Source organism: Brevibacterium limosum (genome assembly GCF_011617705.1).
Taxonomy (GTDB): Bacteria; Actinomycetota; Actinomycetes; order Actinomycetales; family Brevibacteriaceae; genus Brevibacterium; species Brevibacterium limosum.
On record NZ_CP050154.1, the window covers coordinates 2896458 to 2915252 of the forward strand.

14 protein-coding genes are annotated in these 18795 nt (G+C 62.5%); 5 read left to right on the forward strand and 9 right to left on the reverse strand.

The window, feature by feature from the left end; translation table 11 throughout:
- Positions 1-44: 44 nt before the first annotated feature.
- The gene (mobF, locus tag GUY37_RS13115; RefSeq protein ID WP_166826389.1) at positions 45-3788 is read left to right on the forward strand and encodes a MobF family relaxase; all 3744 of its coding nucleotides are present in this window, start codon (positions 45-47) and stop codon (positions 3786-3788) included.
- A gap of 138 nt (positions 3789-3926) precedes the next feature.
- On the opposite strand, the gene GUY37_RS13120 is transcribed toward mobF, so the two are convergent.
- From GUY37_RS13120 to GUY37_RS13160, 9 genes are all read right to left on the reverse strand, one after another.
- A complete protein-coding gene (locus GUY37_RS13120) occupies positions 3927-5024 on the reverse strand; it encodes a DUF3644 domain-containing protein (protein WP_166826393.1) in 1098 nt (365 codons plus the stop codon).
- Between the two features lie 15 nt (positions 5025-5039).
- Entirely contained in the window at positions 5040-8015 is a 2976-nt protein-coding gene (locus GUY37_RS13125; RefSeq protein WP_166826395.1) for a type III restriction-modification system endonuclease, read from the reverse strand.
- Between the two features lie 2 nt (positions 8016-8017).
- On the reverse strand, positions 8018-9985 hold the full coding sequence (locus tag GUY37_RS13130; protein WP_166826398.1) for a site-specific DNA-methyltransferase: 1968 nt from the start codon (positions 9983-9985) through the stop codon (positions 8018-8020).
- Between the two features lie 201 nt (positions 9986-10186).
- Positions 10187-10768: a recombinase family protein gene (locus tag GUY37_RS13135; RefSeq protein WP_166826401.1), complete on the reverse strand. Its 582-nt coding sequence runs from the start codon at positions 10766-10768 to the stop codon at positions 10187-10189.
- A gap of 284 nt (positions 10769-11052) precedes the next feature.
- Positions 11053-12546, reverse strand: a complete 1494-nt coding sequence (locus GUY37_RS13140; protein WP_129701454.1) for a multicopper oxidase family protein — start codon at positions 12544-12546, stop codon at positions 11053-11055.
- Positions 12543-12809, reverse strand: coding sequence for an SHOCT domain-containing protein (locus tag GUY37_RS13145; protein ID WP_062862452.1), 267 nt, complete (start codon positions 12807-12809; stop codon positions 12543-12545). The genes GUY37_RS13140 and GUY37_RS13145 overlap by 4 nt, the downstream gene beginning before the upstream one ends.
- A gap of 309 nt (positions 12810-13118) precedes the next feature.
- Complete coding sequence (locus GUY37_RS13150) at positions 13119-14474, reverse strand: MBL fold metallo-hydrolase (protein ID WP_062862453.1); 1356 nt, start codon at positions 14472-14474, stop codon at positions 13119-13121.
- A 53-nt stretch (positions 14475-14527) separates the two neighbouring features.
- The gene (locus GUY37_RS13155) at positions 14528-14947 is read right to left on the reverse strand and encodes a DUF302 domain-containing protein (protein WP_062862454.1); all 420 of its coding nucleotides are present in this window, start codon (positions 14945-14947) and stop codon (positions 14528-14530) included.
- A gap of 63 nt (positions 14948-15010) precedes the next feature.
- The gene (locus tag GUY37_RS13160; RefSeq protein ID WP_166826404.1) at positions 15011-15268 is read right to left on the reverse strand and encodes a metal-sensitive transcriptional regulator; all 258 of its coding nucleotides are present in this window, start codon (positions 15266-15268) and stop codon (positions 15011-15013) included.
- A 124-nt stretch (positions 15269-15392) separates the two neighbouring features.
- On the opposite strand from GUY37_RS13160, the gene GUY37_RS13165 reads away from it, so the two are divergent.
- The 4 genes from GUY37_RS13165 (at position 15393) to GUY37_RS13180 (ending at position 18587) form a co-directional block, all read left to right on the forward strand.
- Complete coding sequence (locus GUY37_RS13165; protein WP_062862456.1) at positions 15393-16772, forward strand: MBL fold metallo-hydrolase; 1380 nt, start codon at positions 15393-15395, stop codon at positions 16770-16772.
- Between the two features lie 40 nt (positions 16773-16812).
- Entirely contained in the window at positions 16813-17115 is a 303-nt protein-coding gene (locus GUY37_RS13170) for a rhodanese-like domain-containing protein (RefSeq protein ID WP_119296827.1), read from the forward strand.
- Between the two features lie 78 nt (positions 17116-17193).
- Positions 17194-17817 (forward strand): rhodanese-like domain-containing protein, encoded by a 624-nt coding sequence (locus tag GUY37_RS13175; RefSeq protein ID WP_062862458.1) that lies wholly within the window; start codon positions 17194-17196, stop codon positions 17815-17817.
- Positions 17814-18587 carry a sulfite exporter TauE/SafE family protein gene (locus tag GUY37_RS13180; protein ID WP_062862459.1) on the forward strand — a complete coding sequence of 258 codons (774 nt, stop codon included), beginning with the start codon at positions 17814-17816 and terminating at the stop codon, positions 18585-18587. The genes GUY37_RS13175 and GUY37_RS13180 overlap by 4 nt, the downstream gene beginning before the upstream one ends.
- Positions 18588-18795 lie beyond the last annotated feature (208 nt).

The following is an 18795-nucleotide window of genomic DNA, read 5'->3' on the forward strand; positions in this document are numbered from 1 at the left end:
TTGACCGAGGGAGCCTGACCGTTGTGACCGTGTCCATTTCGAAGATGTCCATCACCTACTACCTCGAGCACGCTGCGACCGGCGACGGGGTGTGCGGGGATCTCACGTCCTACTACACGGAGGCCAAGGCCCCGCCCGGTCACTGGCTTGGGTCTGGCCTGTCCGGTCTGGCTGGGCTGTCGGTCGGTCAGGAGGTGACCGAGGCCGATGCCCGGTCGATTTTCGAGAAGGTCGAAGATCCCGTGACCGGCCGGTCACTGGGGCGGGCGTTGATGAAGTCGACATCGGCTCCCGCTGGAACGGTCACACCGTCCGGTCATGCCGCCAAGCGTGACCGGGAAGGTGTGGCCGGTTTCGATCTGACCTTCTCGCCGCCGAAGTCGGTCTCGGCCGTATGGGCTTTGGCTGGCCCTGAGCTCCAGGGGCGACTCTATTCGGCCCACCGGCAGGCGATGCTCGAGACGGTGGAGTGGATGGAGGCCAATGTCATCCAGTCTCGAGCTGGTCATGGTGGAGTCGCCCACGTAGATGTGGCCGGGGTGATCGCTTCAGCGTTCGATCACTGGGACTCTCGTGCTGGTGATCCTCAGCTGCACACTCATCTGGTGATCTCCAATCGTGTGCAACGGGTTTCGGATCAGTCGTGGGTGACTTTGGATTCATACACTCTGCACCGGCACGTCGTGGCGATCTCGGAGATGTACAACAGTCTCTTGTTCGACCGGCTCGCCGAAGCGGCAGGCACGGTGGCTGAATCCCGTACAGATGTTGATCTCGACATCAACACACTCATCGAGGAGGCCGAGGGTGGCCAGCCCAGCGGCGAATACGAGCCACCGAATCGGGTTGAGCTTGCCGGTGTGCCCGACGAGCTCATCGAAGAGTTCTCTAATCGGTCCGTGCTCATCCGACAACGCAAGGACGAGCTGATCGCAGCGTTCATCGATGAGTACGGTCGCCAACCGACCGCGCGGGAGGTTCTCGTCATCCGGCAGCAGGCCACCCTGGAGAACCGTCCGGACAAGGACACCATCGAGAACGTCACTCTGCCGGAGAAGCTGTCGTGGTGGCGGCAGCGGACGATAGATTCCGGTATCGACCCGGAGTCGGTAGTCCGTAACGCGGTTGGCCACCATGTGCGGACAGTGACCGCGGACATGGTGACCGACCCTGTCCGTGACCGCCTGGCGTCGTGGGCGCTGACCGATGCTTCTCTGCGTAGGACGACTTTCACTCGCGCCAATGTGCGGGCCTCGGCCGAGCGGGTGCTGCGTTTGGTGAGGTGTCCGACCGCGTCCGACCGGCAGGAACTTGTTGACCAGGTAGTGGCCAAGGCTTTGGCCAAGGCGGTGTCGTTGACGCCTGACCGGTCAATCGCGCCGGACGGTCCGGACACGACGGTCGCTGCCGGTGACCGGTCCGTGTTCGACCACCAGGAGCACGCTGGCGTGTACACCACTGAGGCGGTCATGACCGATGAGGACCATCTCATCTCACGGGTGACCGAGACCGGGGCACCGAACTTGTCCTCTCATCCTGAGCATGTGCGCACCCTCGAGAACTGGCGCACTGCAGACGGTCATGCCCTGTCGCCTGATCAGTTGGCGGCGTCAAAGAACGTGCTGGCGTCTGAGGCGGGGATATCGGCAGTCATCGGCCCGGCAGGGACCGGGAAGTCGACGACGATGGGGGCGATGAGCGCGACCTGGCATTCGGTCCATGGCCCGGGCACGGTCATCGGCCTGGCCCCGTCGGCGGTGGCTGCCGGTGTTCTTGGCGATGAGATCGGTGTTGAGACCGACAATGTGGCGAAATGGTTGTACGAAAGCGTCGGTGAAGGTGCTGCTCGCAGAGCTGCCCGCGTAGCTGACCAAGAGCAGCGTCTGGATGCCCTCACGGCGCAGCTGTCGAAGATTCCCCATCATCGGCGGACGAATCTGGTCAAGGTCATCGAGGCCTTGCAGGTGAAACTTGCTGCCGACTACGCGGCTCAGGCCCAGTACGCGTTTCAGTCCGATCAGTTGATCATCATTGACGAGGCTTCGATGGTGTCGACGGCGAACCTGGCAGAGATCTCTCGGCAGGCCGAACGTGCCGGAGCGAAGATCCTCCTGGTCGGTGATCCGGCTCAGCTCGAGGCCGTTGATGCGGGTGGGTTCCTTGGCCACGTCGAACGTCATCTGGAGCATTCGAAGCTCGATATGATCTGGCGTTTCCGCAATGAGTGGGAGAAGGCGGCGTCTTTGAAGTTGCGTGATGGTGATGTCGATGTGGTCGACCAGTACGCCGAGGAGGGCCGCATTCATGGTCGCCCTGACACTGACGCGACTGACAGTGCGTATCTGGCGTGGAAGGCCGACGTCGGCCGCGGCCGGGAGTCCATTCTCATTGCCTCAGACAATCAGACTGTGGCAGAGCTGAATGCTCGCGCTCATGCCGACCGGGCCGAGGCCGGAGAGGTCAATGTTGAACACACCGTGACTCTGCGAGCCGATGTGGCGGCCGGAGTCGGTGATGTCGTTCTGGCCCGCCGCAATGACCGATCGTTGAGAGATTCCGATGGTGCGTTCGTGGCTAATGGCACCCGGTTGACGATCACGGACATCCGGCCAGACGGGTCTGCTGTCGCCAGTGTCAACTCCGGAGCCGAGTCCATGCCGTCGATTGTTCTCGACGCTGACTATCTCGCGTCCTCGGTCGAGCTGGGGTATGCGACCACTGCTCACCGCAGTCAGGGCGTGACCGTGGACAGTGGGCACTGTGTGGTGACACCGAAGCTGAGTCGTGAGTTGTTCTATGTGGCGATGACTCGCGGTAAGGACGACAATCACGCCTACGTGGATTTCGACAATCCTGGTAGTCCCACGCCGGAGGATTGGCGGATGCAGCTGACGGCACAGGCTCTTGATGATGAGGGTGAAGTCCTCGACGATCCGAGCTTCTACATCAAATCGGTGGTTGCCCGGTCCACGGCGGAACGGTCTGCCCACGAAGTCCGCGATGCCGAACTTGGGTGGGCCAATGACGTGGGTCGGCTCTGCCACGAGGCTGCCTATATGGGGTGGGCGGCGAAGTTGACCCGGACCAGACAGTGGCTCGATGACACTCTGTCCGACGATGCGCGAGTTGAGGTAATGGCGTCACCGCAGTGGCAGCAGCTCATTCACGCCGATCCGGCCTGCACCCATAACGGAGTCCTTGTCGGCGATGTCACTGTGGAATCGATTGTGGAGCAGTGTCAGAAGCCTGATTCGCCGTCAATGACTGGCCCGGCAAGCATGGTCGTGGCTGTTGATCCCGAAACCCCTGAACAGTATCGAATCTGGAATCAGTTGCAGGCGGATCTCGTTGACCAGGTTGCGGCCCGACGTGCTGTCCTTGAACGCGACCAGCCCGACTGGTACGTCGCTTTGACCCACGAGTTCCAGGACTCTGCGAATCATCGCGAGGTCGTCAACGCTGCCATCATTTGGCGTGCAGTCTCGGACCAGACTGAAGCCGACACCTTCGCTGGCAAGGAGCCGCCTCGCGGAGACTACCTACGGCCGTACTGGGATCGCCTTCAAGTTGCTGTCACGGCCCAGGCCGCGCAGAGGCCAGAGGACATCGAACTCGGCCAAGCTTCGATACCCCTTCCTACTGTTGAGCCCATTGACTGGACCGGTGCTCAGCCACGACGGGAATGGCCCGCACTTCGTCCACGCCATCAACCGATCTCCGAGGCTGACCTGCACACCACGTCAACTAGCTCTTCGGGTCCGTCCACGGCCGTCGGGTTCGACCGCTGACCTCGCAGAGTCCGTCGGCTTTCATGGGCGACGCTGGAGATTGAATCGGACTTGTCGTCCCTGCCAACTGCTCTCGCAGCATGACACTCGCACTGTCGTCTCTCCTTGCATCAGTTACTGATCCACGTCTTCTAGTGTTTAGTGCTTCTTCTTCGCCTTCCTGGCGTTGTGAGAGTTGTACTTCACGACCGCTGCGTCGACGTCCAGCCCGTCGTCCAACGCCTTCTGTGCGCGTTCCAGGGCGCGATTGCTCAGACCCTGCCATGCGATGTTCCCCTTGGGGGTCGTCTTGCACCTGTAGCACGCCGGATCTGATTTGAGATCGAGGTGATGAACCACGGCATACGCCTGGTGCCGCGTCAGTCCCAGCTTCTCCCCCAGCTTGCTCAGCTTGAGCGAGTACCGGTCGAAGGTGTCGACCTCACGGTATGCGGCAGCTTCTTCGCCCTCGCGCGCTGGCCGAATAGGCACCTCCCCTCGCTTGGGGTCGATCCTGAGACTGATCTCCTGGACCTGATCCGAAGGGCGTGGCGACCCAACGAGCTGCAGACCAACAACGCCAGGGAACGCTAACTTCCAGTCAGAGCTCTCCTTAAACCCCCGCAAGGCGCGACTGATTTCGGCCTCGGTCGGCGGCTCCGTTTCCCCACGGGCCGCACGGTCGAGGGACATAAGAGGCAGCAGGCGCGCCCTTGCCTCGGCGCTACGCCGTTTGCCGGGACGTAGAAGCTCCGCGATTTGCTCGGCCTCCTTGCCTACTACGAGGCCGACGTCGGTGGGAGGGGTTGCCGACACGGGGAGCACCCGCCCGGGCATCACATCGGTGAGATCCTGGCCGGTGAGGCCGAGGAGCACCTTGCGAAAGATCGTCACAGCTGACCGCAAGTGCAGCCACAGCACGTCATCGCTCATCACTATGACATCGTGAGTCGCGGTGTCCCGATCATCCTTGAGAGCGAGCAGCACGACTCGGTCTCCTTCGTCGATGACGCCCAACGATGTCTCCGCGACGGTGATGCACTTACCGAAGTCGAAGGAACGATCACTGCCGGAGAACTTAACCCTCTTCCGTTGCTCATAGATCGCGGCCTTCAACAGCATCTCGAAAGCGTGGGCGGCCATCATGACCGTCGCGTGCTCGCGGCCTGTCGGGCTCGGCCGATTGAACAGCTCGATGGCCAGGGTCAGCGATTCGACAGCCGTCTCGACGTACTGCTTCGTCTTTCGCGCGACCATCCCCAGCCCAATCAATCAGTCCGTCAGAACCCGCCTGATCAGTGCTGCGATGTCTTCGCGCTGCACCTGATCGCGGAAGGTGACTTCGATGCCCTCTGAGCTCATCGACTCGAAGAACCGCTGCGCTGCCGTCATCCTGAGCTTCTCGCTCTCACGGAGGTCAGAGCGCTTCTTGACGTCCTTCGTCTCAATGATGAAGTTGAGGGACAGTCCCCCGTCATCACGCTTGAGTACGTACATGAAGTCCGGACTCGTCGTGCCACCGAAGTACAGGGGTACCTTGATCGACCGGCGAGGGATCTTCCCGAAGACGACGACTTCATCCAACTTGGAGTCACGGATCGTCTCGGATTCCTTCGGAGAGTCGTACACGAACGCGTCGTACAGGAACTTATCTGGCACGATGGCCTTGTCGTCACGGAACACGCCGATGTTTCCCTGCGTGATGCTTTCAAGAGGAGCGCCGTCTGCATCGGTGAGTTCGCTGCCGAGCACGAGCCCCTTAATCTTCGAGTATGTGAACCGCTCGAGATAATTGCTCTCCATCCACTCCGTGAACCCGGCGACGAACTCATGCAGGGTCGCCTTGTTGAAGAAGTCCGCAGGTAGGCTCTTCTTCGCGTGGAGACGGACGAGACCTGCGTGGACCCGTTCGATTGGCAGAGCCGTCTGCGCCCGCACGCGCTTCAGCCAGTCGCCGTATGGCATCGTCTCAGTCGCGTCGAACCGTGCCTTCGTCTCCGTTCGGACCTCCAGAGACGTGCTCTCGTCGGTCCTCACCACGACGTCCTGCGCGAACCGCCCGAACTCCTGCCGGTAGATCCCGGCGCTGAGCACCTCATCGATGCAATCATCGATCTCATCCGGCGTGAGCTCGTCGAGTCGGAGGTAGTACTTCGCGTTCAGCGTCTCCCAGAGGTCCTTAAGCTCGGAGTACCGTTCGGAGCGAATCCTGACCTTAACCTTCTCATTGCCCTTCACGATCTTGTCAGGCTTCAGGCCCTTCTTGTTGAACGCGGGGTAGGCAGCGAACAAGTCCTCTTCGCGCCCCGGTACGACATTCTTGTCCGAATCAACAAACCCCTGCTGGAGGAGCTCGATGAAGAATTCCGTCTCCGTCTTGCCGAGCTCGTCGGCAACCTTAGGCAGAAGCTCCCTCACCTTGGCAGGGCCCAGAGCGACATCGGAGTTGATCTCTTCGACGAGAGACTCGGCGAACTCCTGCTCCGTGTAGTCGATGAGGTAGGTGAGGTAGAACTGCTCGCCCGCGAGACGAGTGCCCTTCGCGTCCACGGGCAACCGGAGGCCACGTCCAACCTCCTGGAGCTTCGAGATCTCCGACCCGGACGACCGGAGCTTGACGATCTGGAACACGTTCGGGTTGTCCCACCCCTCACGGAGCGTCCACTTCGAGAATAAGAATCGGCGAGTATTCGGCGCACCGCTCGTCGTCTCGAAGGACAGCATCGCCTCCTTATTGCGGAGGATGTCGTCAACCTCACGCTGGATATCCTCATCGGTGGCGGAGTTGTCTGCGGAGAAATATCCTCCGTTCGTCGCCTCGACGTCAGCGAGCGACGCACGCAGGTAGGCGACGTACTCCTTCGCGACGGGCGAAGGGTCGCCTTCGCGCTTCTCGATCTCCGCAGTGAGCCGTGCGGTGAGTAGCTCCTCGAAGCGCTGCCTCAGATGACCCTTCGAACCGTCGCTGCCGCGATAGGACTCGATCGAGTCGATAAAGAACAGAGTTAGTGTTTTGATCCTGGACGAGCGGCGGTAGTTCTCCCACTCAGTCTCGAAATGGTTGTCGAGCGCCTGCCGCATCATCAGGCCCTGATAGGTGTCCGAGTAGACCCGAGCCGAGAGGATGTCCCCCGACCCCAGCGCCTGACCGTTAGACAGGGTGACGCCGGACTTGATCGTCGGGTTGTCAGTCTTGCCGACCCCTTCGATCGTGATGCCCGCGAATGCGCCGTCGGCGATACCGAGCGTATCCCCAATATCGAAAGTGAGCGACTTCCCCGTGCCGATGTTCTGGAACGTGGCCTGCTTCGGCTTGCGCGCGGAGAGACTCGTGAGCTTCAGCCGCGTCGTATCACTGCTGCTATCCTGCGGGTACTGGACCTGAACGCCCTTGACCAGTTGCTCGTTGAACGACTCGACGGCACCGAGGTTGAACACGAGGTTGTTGTAGTCGGTCTTCCCCGTCTTGCCGAGCTCCGGGAACGTCGCGCCGAAGCGAAAGACCGCCAGAGGTTGAATCTCGTCGACGAGCTTCTGATACGCCTTGTTGTCGCGTCGGAATCGATGCGGCTCGTCCATGATCACGACCGGACGTGTCCGACGTAAGGCCTCATATGGGACACTCGCAGAACCCAGCACGGTCTGGTCGTAATCGGCGGCCATCGTCGTCTGCGACAACAGCATTCCATCGGTCATCAGCAGCGCTGAGATTCGCCCCTGCGAGAGCCTCGACCCCTGGGCGAAGCTGGCGATCGCGCCTGGGAACATCCTGCGCCCCTTGGAGCGCTTTTGCGGGTCAAGCACGTCAAGGTGAAGTGTCTGTCGGCCGCTGTACTCGTCCGCGAAGTACTTGCCGGCATACTTCGACTGAATGAACGCCTTCGTGCCCTCCTTGATCGGGGTGGACGGCACCAAGAGGATGAACTTCGTGAAGCCGTACAGTCGGTTGAGCTCGTACATAAACTGCGTATACACGAGCGTCTTACCGGTGCCGGTCTCCATCTTCGCATCCACGCCGAGCACCCCGTCGTCGGTGCGGCCACGCCAGGCACGGGGAATCGAGTCGATTCCATCGAGGACGCCCGACTGGATGTCGGCAATGTTGTGTGCGATCTGCGGGTCGGCAGGGTCGAAGGCGACGTTCGACTCAGGCTCTGTGCTGTGGTCGAGCTCGACTCCAGCGAATACGCGGGTTAGGGCGTCGAGCGCGCGCTGCTGGTGCTCAAGCTTCTGAAGACGGATCTGCATCGTCAGAACCGCTCAATGACGGACACTTTGTGTCCCGACCTCAGCGACTTCAGGTTCTGCTTCAGTTCGTGCATCACCGAAAAGGTCACTGAGTAGCCGAAGACGACCAGTCGATCCAGATTGAGGTCGCCGTTCTCCAGCTTTGACACCAGCTGGAGCACGTCTGTACTAGCAAGGCCTGGGTCAATGACATAGCCCGTATCGCCGCAGACCGCCAGTTCGTACTCGTTGAGAAGTATAGACTCGGCCCGTGTTGTCAGCCCGGCTTTGTCCTCGAGCATCCAGGTCGTGAGCACGACGTCCCTGCCAGGCGTCCCCGCTAGGTCGAATTTCGAGACGAAGTTGCCGCTAAGCAGGGCGTGAGTCTCATTGGCATCGAAGGACTGGAGCTGGTCGAGAGTCTTCTGACTCGGCAGCTCGAGACGGAACAGGCGGAAGCCGCCGTCAATCTGCACGTCCGTGTCCCTCTGGAGCTTCTTGGCGGCGCGAACAATCCGGTCACGACCAACCTCGTCGATGGTCGAGTACCCCTGCTTAGCGCCAGGCTTCCCCAACTCGATCCGTTCAGGGAGCTGGACCAGGATAAAGCGCCGATCGCCGTCGTCGCGGGCATTGAGCTGCATGACTGCGTCAGCAGTCGTCGCAGACCCCGAGAAGAAGTCGAGCACCGTGTCGCCAGGCTCAAGGACGAAGTCTAGGATCTGGGCCAAGAAACGGCTCGGCTTGGGGTTCGTGAACACCTTCTCACCGAACAGGTCAACGATCTCGTTCGCGCCTGAGCGACCATCCATGGTGATGACGCTAGCCAGCGAGTCGCTGTAATCACGCGCGTAAGCCTTAAGCTCGACGATCTTATTCTCATCGTTCCCAAAGAGGATGCGGTCTTCCTCGAGAAGCCGTTGCATCGTGGTTTCAGGGAACCTGTAGCCGAACAGGGGCTGCTTGCAAGGCTTGCCTGTTACGGGATGCAGGACGTCGTAACGGTAGCCCTCGCCGCTAGGGTTGTGTACGCTTCGGCTGCCGGCGTAAACCCCGTCGCCATCGACATACTTGTAACCGTCGAGGCGACCCAGCTGCCCTTTGTTCTCGCGAAACCAGGCCGTGTAGGCCTTCTGGCGCGCATCATCGTCCTCGAACTCGTTGATGAACTTGTCACCAGTCTCGATGACCAGCTCCTTGACGGCCGAAACCTCCGACTTCCAGACCGCCGCAACGTCGTCCCGAGACTTCGCGTAGACGAGCACATACTCATGCTCGATTGCGATCTGCGAGGGGTTGTTGTCCGTCGCGTTCTTCCACACGAGCGTGCCCAGCCAATTGCCTTCGCCGTAGACCTCGTCGCACAAGAGCCTGACGTTGGCCTGCTCGTTGTCGTCGACGCTGATTAAGATGACGCCCTCGTCCGCGAGCAGCTCTTTAGCGAGTTCGAGCCGCGGGTACATGAAGGTCAGCCAAGCAGAGTGGGAAGACTTGCCGTGAAGGTCCGTGACTCTACGGGCCTCATCCTCGTCCAGACCGATCTTCTTGACCAGATCGGACGCTGAGAAACCGAAGTCGTCGTTGTAGACGAAGCCGTCCTTACCGGTGTTATAAGGGGGGTCAATGTAGATGGCCTTCACTCGCGAGCTATATGAACCGATCAGGTGCTTCAGCGCGTCAAGGTTGTCGCCGGCGATGTACAGGTTCCGGGAGTCCGCGTTGGCGTCTGCCGAGTTGTGGTCCATGTCGGGCACTACGACGGTCTCTGTCTTGGTCGACGTAAGGTACTTCGCGTACGACTTACCTAGGAACTTGAGCTCGTACCCCTCCCGCGTCAGATTCACGTCGCCACCGCGCAGCGTCTCCTGAAGGCGGTCGAGCATGAAACCGCCGTCTTTGTCGAAGTACTCTGGCAAGGCCGCGCGGAGGCGCGCCAGCTCGAAATCGGTTGGTCTGGTAGTCGCGTTGGCCTCGTGCGCGTCTCTGATCACCTCTTGCCTCCAGAGGTTAGTCCGCTACGGAATTCCACCACATCACCGTCAGGCAATTCGCATACTCACTTTCGAACATAGCTTGATTCGCTACGAAACCTACTGACATCACATGATGCCACACCAGATCGTGCCCGGCAGTCCCGAGCAGAGGACTCGGGCGGTCTTCGCTACCCACGCGCTCTTCGATAGACGAGGTTGCTACTCGACGAGCGTGCGTGCACGTCGATAGAACGTTGCCCTCGACATTCCGAGATCCCGCGCGACCTGAGCGACTGGTTCGCCGCTACCGACTAAACGAATAGCGTTGCGCACCTGACTATCGGTGATCCTACGGGGTCGGCCCCCGAGATCAAGGCCGGCTGCCCGGCGTTTAGCAACGGAGTCTGTGATGCGTTCGCGTTTGATTTCGCGTTCCATCTGCGCCAGGGCGGCCATGATGGTGAATACCATCGAGCCCATCGGCGTATCCGTGTCCACATCACCACCGCCAAGATTGAGGATCCGAAGGCCAACACCGCGGCCTCGAAGTTCTTCGGCGAGGCTGAGCATGTTCTGGGTTGAACGCCCCAGACGATCGAGCGTGGTGATGACAAGCGTGTCACCGTCGATGAGAGCGTTTAGCGCACGGTCGAACTCTGGCCGTGATGCTTTAGCGCCAGAGACGCCATGGTCGACATAAAGGTCGTCACGGCGGACACCGACGGCGAAGAGATCAGTTTGTTGTCGGTCGGTGGATTGGTCGCGCGTTGATACGCGAGCATATCCGATCAGTTTCGTCATCGGGAGGCTCCAAAGTGTCTCATAACTAACGGTGAGTGCATGGATTCACACTCGAGATTACAAGACATGGTTATAAGAAGTCAGCGTCTGGCCGAGAAGCCTGAGCATGTCATTTTCAGAAGTCGGCTGCACGGAATGTCCGAAGTCGGCTGCACTATCTGCTGGAGGCCGCGCTCTGATCGACGACCCTGCTGATCTTGTTCTTCGGCGCTTCCCTCATTTTTTCGCCTGGCGGCGCAGGGCACGGAGCACTGTGTCGCCACGGTCGTCACCGCACGTCGCGGTCAGCGGGCTTCTACGGTGCCCATCATGCCCTGGTCCTCGTGGTCGAGGATGTGGCAGTGGTAGACGGTCTTCCCGGGAAAGTCCTCGAAGGCGATGAGGACTTTTACCTGGCTGCGGGCCGGGACGTTCACTACGTCCTGCCACCTCGGTTCGGAGAGGTCGCGGTTTCCGTCCTGGACGATCTGCATGGGCCATACGTGCAGGTGGATGGGGTGGTCCATGGGACTGGAGTTTTTCAGGGTCCACTCCTCCACGGTCCCGGCCGCCACGGGGGTGTCGACCCGGTCGGGGCCGAACTCCTGGCCGTTGATGGTGAAGGCCATCATCGTGGTGTCCCCCTCACCGCCCCCACTGCCCATCATGGCCCCGCCACCCATGCCCATGGCGAAGTCCAGGGTGCGGCGGGCGGTGATCGGCTCCCCGCGCAGATCTCGCAGGCCCGGTCCTTCAGGCACAGGTGGAGGTTTTTGGACGGGTGCTCCGGACACTGTCAGAGTGAGCAGCTCGACCGGCTCGCCGCTACCGGTCTCGTTGTCACCCATCATGGTCCCGCCCATCATGGCGTCCATGCCGCCGCGGTCCACCGGTGCGGCGACCAGCGTGGAGGAGCCCTCGGTCGTTTCCACGAGCATCTCGATGCGGTTGCCGGGGGCCAGCACCACTTCGGTGATGTCCTCGGGGGTCGGCAGGCGGCCGAGGTCGCGGCTGAGCACCCGCACCTGCTGGCCCTCCAACCGCAGTCGGAGGTACCGGGAGGGGCAGGCGTTCACGATTCGCCACCGTTCCCGCTCCCCGGGCGCGGCGTTCAGTTGCGGGCGGACCGCTCCGTTGACCAGCACGACCTCACCTTCCCGGCCCATCATCTGTTGCATCTGACTCACCTCGGCGAGGTTGCCCGAAGCATCCAGGGTCAGATCCGAGACCACCATGACCCGCTCCCGGGTGACCGGGACCGGCTCGGTGTCCTCAACGATGATGGCCCCGTAGAGTCCAGCGGCGACCTGATCGGCCACGTGGCCGTGGCGGTGCGGGTGGTACCAGTAGGTGCCCGGCGGATGGTCGGCGGGCAAGGCGAACTCATAGTTGAAGGACCCACCGGGTGCGATACTCACGAACGGGTTATCGCCGTTGCCTTCCGGGGAAACGTGCATCCCGTGCACGTGCAGGTTCGTCGGCGCCTCCAGACGGTTGGTCATCGCAACCCGCACTGTATCTCCGGGTGCCACGCGCAGAGTCGGGCCGGGAAGGGAGCCGTTGAAAGCCTTCACGGATGCCTGCCGTCCGCCGACCTGGATGCGTGTCTGGGCGGCGGTCAGGTCCAGTTCCAGCACGCCTTCGCGGCTGGCCAGCACCTGCGGTTCGATCAGGTCCTCACCACCGGTGTACCCGCGGCCGCCGGTGGCGGTCCACCACAGCCCGGTCCCGCCGACGACGGTGGCACCGGCCCCTGCCGCGCCAAGCGCCAGCAGCTGCCGGCGGGTCAGCGGGCTCACCGGCCGTCATCTTCGAGGGTCTGCAACCGTTCGCGGTACTCCTCGGCGCTCAACTCGCCGCGGGCGTAGCGCTCCTGGAGGATCTCCCGCCCCCGGCCAGGATCCGCGCCGGGGGCACGACCGTGATCGGGTGCGCCGGTGTTCGAGGATCTGCCGGAGAGGGTCTTTACCAGCACGACCACCAGCACGATTACCCCGGCGAGCACCAGCAGCCCGAAGACCCACATCAATCCCATACCACCCATACCGCCGCCGTTCATCATGATCGTGCTCCTTCTCTCTGGTCGTGCATGGTCAGATCTTCAGTCCTATGTGTCTCTTGCCGGTATGTGTCAACCCAGTTTTGACCTCTCAAGCCTTGTGCAGCGGGCATTTCCTGCTCACCACCACCGGGATGGACCGTGTGCTGCAGGGGCCCCGCCGATGGAGACGGCGGCGATCCCAGCTTCGGTGGCTTCTTCGATCGCGGTCGCTAACCGGGCTGGGCCTGTCCGAAGCGCAGCAGCAGCGAATCGGGCACGGAACAGCAGAGCCTAGTGAGCCAGCGCGAAGGCTGTCGCTGTGAGGAGCGGTTACGATTCGGCCATGGGCAGGCCGACACTTTCGGCCTCGTTGAACATGGCGTCGATGTGGACCACGTCTTTGCCGGCGCGCTGCAGCAGGCTCGCGGCGATGCCGGAACGGTAGCCGGAGGCGCAGTGCACCCACAGCCGCTGTGGCGGGACGTCGCCCATCCGGGACGGCAGGTCATGGACGGGGATGTTGACGGCCCCTCGAATGTGGGAGGTTTCGAACTCGTCGGTGCGCCGCACGTCAAGAATGACTTCGTCACCGGTGCTGCCGCGGGGAACCTCATCCCAGCCAACCCGGGGATACTTGGCGGTTGGCACTCCATGGGCCCATTCGGCCGGGCCGCCGCCGGTGGCAGTATCGGGGGAATCGATGCCGATCCGGGACAGGTCCCGGATCGCGTTCTCCACATCTTCGTGCGTACCGAGCAGTGTCAGTTTGTCGTTCCAGGGCAGCACCCAGCCCAAATATCCGGTGAAGCTGGACCCGTCGCCATATTCGAAACTGACGGACCCATCCAGATGGTTGCTGGCGAAAGCGACCCGGTTGCGCAGGTCGATGACCCATTCGCCGTCGTTGAGGCGGCGGCCGAGTTCGCCGGCGTCGACCGACTCTGGCACTGTCAGGTCCGCGGGACCGGGGCCTTCAATGTTCAGGGGGCTCATGTGTGCGTAGTAGGCAGGGTAAGCGCTGAGGTTGGCGATCAATTCCGAAACGAAGTGGTCCTCGTCCGGATCTGTCAGAGCATGGTTGTCCCGGGCCTGCTCGCCGATAGTGGACGAATCAACCTGGGCGGCAGGTCCGCTGGAGCAGAAGGAACCGAACCCATGGGTGGGATACAGCGGGGCGTCCTGGACGGCTTCGGCAACGAGCCGCCGCGCCGAGGCGTACTGGTTCCGGGTGAGGGTCTCGGTGTCATCGTCGCTGACCAGGTCGGTGCGCCCAACGGAGCCATACAGCAGACTCCCTCCGGAGAAAACCGCCTGCCCTTGACCATCGCTGACGATATAGGACAGGTGGGTGTGGGTGTGCCCGGGCGTGGCCACCGCCTTGACGGATAGATCGCCGACCTGGAAGACCTCCCCGTCGGCAACCGGGGTCCGTTCGTAGTCGACGGGGTCGGCGGCGTTGACCAGATACTCTGCCCCGTGAGCCTTGGCGAGCATCAGCCCGCCGGTGAGGTAGTCGTTGTGGATGTGGGTTTCGGCAACGTGGGTGATTTTCACCCCCGCATTCCGGACGGCGGCTTCGAGCCGGTCGGTATCGCGCTGCGGGTCGATCACCAGTGCACTCGTGCCGTCGTGGACCAGGTAGCTGCGGTCGCCCAGTTGCGGGGTGTCGATCGTGATGACGTCCATGGGATGCTCCTTCACTATGGGCACTGTTCACGCTGATGGAATAGGTGGGGTTCCTACGCTCCGGCGGCGGCCGGCAATTGAGCTAATGCGGCGCGCAGCCGGGTATCGGCATCGTCGGCCACTTCGCGGACAGCATCGGTGTCGCTGAGCTCGACCATGGTTTGCGGGTCAATGGCTTGGACCACCGTGGTGCCGGCTGATGGGCCGCGGCGCACGACGACGTTGCACGGCAGCAGCGCCCCCAGATCCGGCTCGGCGGTGAGGCCGCGCTGGGCCAGGCCGGGGTTGCAGGCACCCAGGATGACGTAATCGCCGAGCGCCTCTGCGGCCTCAGCGCCCAGCTTGCTCTCGAAGGTGGAGCGGACGTCGATTTCCGACAGGACGCCGAACCCCTGTTCAGAGAGGGCCTCCTTGGTCCGTTCCACGGCGTCGGTGTAGGAAAGGTCGACGGTGATCGTGTGGGTGTAGCTCATCTGCTGCTCCTTGCTGGTTGTACCTGCAGTGCTGCTTGACGATTCGTGCGGGCGGGGGTGCTGTTAGGCGAGGGAGAGGAACAGTTTTTCCAAGTCCTTCTTATCGATACGGGGGTCCTCCTGGCTCATGCACTGCTGAAGCCCGCTGGCGATGATGGCAAATCCAGCCTTATCCAGCGCCCGCGATACGGCGGCAAGCTGAGTCACCACATCCTTGCAGTCACTGCCGTTTTCGAGCATCCGTGTGACGGCACCAAGTTGTCCCTGTGCACGCTTGAGCCGGTTCACGACCGGGCCCAGATCTGTGGTGTCGAGTTGCATTGTTCCTCCATAGTCTTTCGTGCTTGCCTTCAATTGTATACCCCCAGGGGCTTATTGCATACCCCCTAGGGTATGTGTAAGACTGGCTTCATTCCCACCAACGACAATCCTTTGGAGGACGATAATGATCGTGAATCAGTACTACCTCGGCTGCCTGTCCCATGGCTCCTACCTGATCGGCGATGAGAGAAGCGGTCAGGCGGTCGTCGTCGATCCGCGGCGCGACATTGGCGAGTACCTCGCCGACGCGGCGGCGAACAACCTGACGATCACCGGGGTGATCAATACCCACTTCCACGCCGACTTCGTCGCCGGCCACCTTGAACTCGCCCAGGCCACCGGCGCATGGATCGGCTACGGCCGCCGAGCAGAAACCGAATACGAGATCCGCACCTTCAGCCACGGCGATAAGGTCTCCCTCGGTGAGGTCGAACTCGAGATCCTGGAGACTCCCGGGCACACCTGGGAGTCGATCAGCGTACTGGTACGCGAACAGTCCGGTGCGAGCCCGGATGCGGTACTCACCGGCGATGCATTGTTCATCGGCGATGTCGGCCGCCCCGACCTGGCTGCCGCCGTCGGCGCCGACCCGGACGAGCTGGCACGTGCCCTTTACGCGTCGATCCATGATGTGCTGATGAAGCTTCCCGACGACGTGCGTGTGCTGCCGGCCCACGGCGCCGGTTCCGCATGCGGCAAAAACCTTTCGGATGAACTCGAGTCCACTATCGGTGCGCAGCGGATGATGAACCTCTCCGTCCAGCCGATGGGTGAAGACGAATTCGTTGCCATGATCCGCAGTGGACAGCCGGCCATCCCGGAGTACTTTGCCGTCGATGCCGTACTGAACCGTCAGGACCGCCCCTTGATCGGCGCCGCCAGTGACCTCCGTGCACTGTCCGTACGGGACCTGCAGGATGCCGCCGCCCGCGGCGCTCGGATCCTCGACACCCGCTCACCGGAGGACTTCGCCGAAGGCCACCTCGCCGGATCTCTCAACGTCGGACTCGACGGACGCTTCGCCGAGACGGCCGGCATGGTCATCGGATCAGATGAGGAGATCGTCCTTATCACCCACGCGTCACGTGAAGAAGAGGCCGCGATGCGGCTGGGCCGGATCGGCTTCGACCGGGTGGCCGGTTACCTCAACGAACCGGCACGCGCCTTCACCGAACTCGGCGACATTGTCCAGCGGGGAGAACGCGTCGACGTCGAAACCTTCGACACAGAACGCCAAAACGAAGGGGCCACGGTTCTCGATGTCCGCAATCCCGGTGAAATCGAAGACGGCGCGGTGCCCGGTTCCGTGCGGATTCCGTTGGCAGAACTGGCGCAGCGCCACAACGAAGTCCCCGCGGACCGGCCCGTCCTCGTACACTGCGCCGGCGGGTGGCGCTCCAGCGTCGGCGCCAGCACCCTGCGAGCCCTCGGCCACACCAACGTTAAGGATCTGACCGGTGGCTACAGCGCCTGGACAGCCACTCACGAACCATCCAACGCCTAAGAACACCGGGCAGCACCATCACCGGAAAGGAAATACCGCCATGTCCGAAATCACCACCGCAGAGGCCAATGCACGCCGCAATACTGCGACCATCCTGGACGTACGTGAAGAGGCTGAAACCGCCGAAGGCATGATCCCCGGCGCAGTGCACATCCCGCTCGGCCAACTGGCATCCCGTCTTGGAGAACTCGATGCGGGCCGGCCGGTCATCACCGTCTGCGCCAGCGGAAACCGAAGCGCCCACGCGGCCGTGGACCTGCTGGTCGCAGGTTTCCGCGCAGACACGATGGCCGGCGGCATGACCGCCTGGGAAACCGAAGGTCGACCCACCCACAAGCCCTAAAAAGGCGCATCCACCCATCCCGGCGGTCCGCCGCCGGTCCTTGCCGGCGGCGGGGACACCTTGAGCACAAAGGAAAGTATGACTACTTCAACACAACCTAAACCCACGATCGATACCGTGGGCGCGGCAACGCTGCAGTCCTGGATCGACACCGACGATGACCTGATCGTGTTGGACGTGCGCAGCGGAGCCGAATTCGAAACGGTGCATATCCGCGGCTCATACAACGTGCCGCTGCCGCTGCTCTCCGAACACGCCGATGAGCTCGCAGGGCGGCTCGGCCGACGCACCGTACTGGTCTGCCAATCCGGCACGCGTGCCGAACAGGCACGGCAGCGCCTCAACGGCGCCGGCGTGGAAGCCGCCCATGTATTGACCGGAGGCATTCCCGCCTACGCGGCCGCCGGCGGCGACGTCGTCCACGGCACCCAACGCTGGGACCTCGAACGCCAGGTCCGCCTGGTCGCCGGCTCCCTCGTCGTGACCGGGCTCGCCGGCGGCAAGTTCCTCTCACCGAAATTCCGCATGCTCGCCGGGGCCATCGGCACCGGACTGACCTTCTCCGCCGCGACCAACACCTGCGCCATGGGCAAAGCACTGGCCGCAATGCCCTGGAACCGCGCGGCTCAGGAGCCAACCCGCGAAGCAGTCATCCTGCAACTGCCCTCCCGGGGACCGGCACCGCAGACCCAGGCTTCATGATCGCCGCCGCCCTGGCCCTGGGACTGCTCGTCGGAGCGGTCCTGGGCCTGGTCGGGGCCGGCGGTTCCATCATTGCCGTTCCCGCGCTTGTCTACGGCGTGGGAATGAGCACCCACGACGCCATCCCCACCTCACTACTCGTCGTCGGACTCTCCTCCATAGCCGCCGTCATCCCCCGTATCCGCACCGGTATCAGCTGGCGTATCGCACTGCCGGTTGGGGCCGCCGGCATTCCAGCGGCATGGGGCGGAGCCGCCGCCGGCCGGCTCCTGAACGAAGAGGTGCTCCTTCTCGCCTTCGCCGCCATCATGGTGGCCGCCGGGGCCCGGATGCTCACCAAGACACCAGAGATAACCGGACACTGTGGCTCCGATCAGGGATCCTTCCTGCGATCGTGCTTACCCAAGGCAGCCGCCGTCGGACTTGGGATCGGTTTTCTCACCGGACTGCTCGGCGTCGGCGGTGGCTTTCTCATCGTTCCGGCACTGACGCTGTTCCTCGGTCTGTCGATGTCGCAGGCCGTCGGAACATCACTGGTCATCATCACCATCAACGCAGCAGCAGGATTCAGTGCCCACGCCACCGGCTTCACCATCGACTGGGTCCCAACACTGGCCTTCGCAATTCCCGCCATCGCCGGCTCGCTCGCCGCGAGCCGCCTGTCACACAAACTCAACAGCAAACACGTTCGCACCGCCTTCGCCATCCTCGTGTTCGCCGTCGCCGCCATCGTGGCGGTGAGCACCATTATCGGCATCATCGGCGGCTGACGATTCGCCGCTCCTTTCGTTCCACCGCGCTCAGCGACTGTCCCAGTGCCGTAACCGCCACCGGGGTTGATCGATGCACCAACCGCATCTGCAACTAGTAAGCAAACCTGGCACTGGATTTCAAGCAACTGGGTGCGGTGTCGGACCTGCAAGCGGTAGAGAGACACCTGCCTGTGAAGGGGACCCTCCGTGCCGCTGGGCGCCGGCC

What these genes read in the sequence shown, in the direction of transcription:
- mobF (WP_166826389.1), top strand. Translation starts at nt 45, where the DNA reads ATGTCCATCACCTACTACCTCGAGCACGCTGCGACCGGCGACGGGGTG.
- GUY37_RS13120 (WP_166826393.1), bottom strand. Translation starts at nt 5,024, where the DNA reads ATGGTCGCGCGAAAGACGAAGCAGTACGTCGAGACGGCTGTCGAATCG.
- GUY37_RS13125 (WP_166826395.1), bottom strand. Translation starts at nt 8,015, where the DNA reads ATGCAGATCCGTCTTCAGAAGCTTGAGCACCAGCAGCGCGCGCTCGAC.
- GUY37_RS13135 (WP_166826401.1), bottom strand. Translation starts at nt 10,768, where the DNA reads ATGACGAAACTGATCGGATATGCTCGCGTATCAACGCGCGACCAATCC.
- GUY37_RS13145 (WP_062862452.1), bottom strand. Translation starts at nt 12,809, where the DNA reads ATGATGAACGGCGGCGGTATGGGTGGTATGGGATTGATGTGGGTCTTC.
- GUY37_RS13150 (WP_062862453.1), bottom strand. Translation starts at nt 14,474, where the DNA reads ATGGACGTCATCACGATCGACACCCCGCAACTGGGCGACCGCAGCTAC.
- GUY37_RS13155 (WP_062862454.1), bottom strand. Translation starts at nt 14,947, where the DNA reads ATGAGCTACACCCACACGATCACCGTCGACCTTTCCTACACCGACGCC.
- GUY37_RS13160 (WP_166826404.1), bottom strand. Translation starts at nt 15,268, where the DNA reads ATGCAACTCGACACCACAGATCTGGGCCCGGTCGTGAACCGGCTCAAG.
- GUY37_RS13165 (WP_062862456.1), top strand. Translation starts at nt 15,393, where the DNA reads ATGATCGTGAATCAGTACTACCTCGGCTGCCTGTCCCATGGCTCCTAC.
- GUY37_RS13170 (WP_119296827.1), top strand. Translation starts at nt 16,813, where the DNA reads ATGTCCGAAATCACCACCGCAGAGGCCAATGCACGCCGCAATACTGCG.
- GUY37_RS13175 (WP_062862458.1), top strand. Translation starts at nt 17,194, where the DNA reads ATGACTACTTCAACACAACCTAAACCCACGATCGATACCGTGGGCGCG.
- GUY37_RS13180 (WP_062862459.1), top strand. Translation starts at nt 17,814, where the DNA reads ATGATCGCCGCCGCCCTGGCCCTGGGACTGCTCGTCGGAGCGGTCCTG.